This is a genomic window from Oceanobacillus saliphilus (genome assembly GCF_023522835.1).
In the GTDB taxonomy this organism is placed as follows: Bacteria; Bacillota; Bacilli; order Bacillales; family Amphibacillaceae; genus Oceanobacillus; species Oceanobacillus saliphilus.
This window is the reverse complement of record NZ_JALCZU010000221.1, coordinates 1-257: the sequence shown is the minus strand read 5'-3', so window position 1 is coordinate 257 and position 257 is coordinate 1. Positions and strand designations below refer to the sequence as shown.

The following is a 257-nucleotide window of genomic DNA, read 5'->3' as shown; positions in this document are numbered from 1 at the left end:
AACCTGGTTTGGATGTTAAGAAGTTTGTTGAGAACTTGGATGTCTTCTTGTTGGCTGAGTCACTTGGTGGTGTTGAATCATTGATTGAAGTACCAGCAGTGATGACCCACGCTTCTATCCCACGCGAGATTCGCATTGCTAACGGCATCAAGGATGAGTTGGTTCGTATCTCAGTAGGTATTGAAGATATCGACGACTTGATTGCCGACATGTCAAAGGGCTTGGATGCCTTGTAATATTGATAGAGTAAACTCCCC

Annotated in this window: 1 protein-coding gene; it reads left to right on the top strand. The window is 44.4% G+C overall.

Going from position 1 to position 257, the window contains the following annotated elements; all coding sequences use genetic code 11:
* On the top strand, nucleotides 1-236 hold a 236-nt coding region (locus tag MN204_RS20980; protein ID WP_249872983.1), incomplete at its 5' end, for a PLP-dependent transferase.
* Nucleotides 237-257 lie beyond the last annotated feature (21 nt).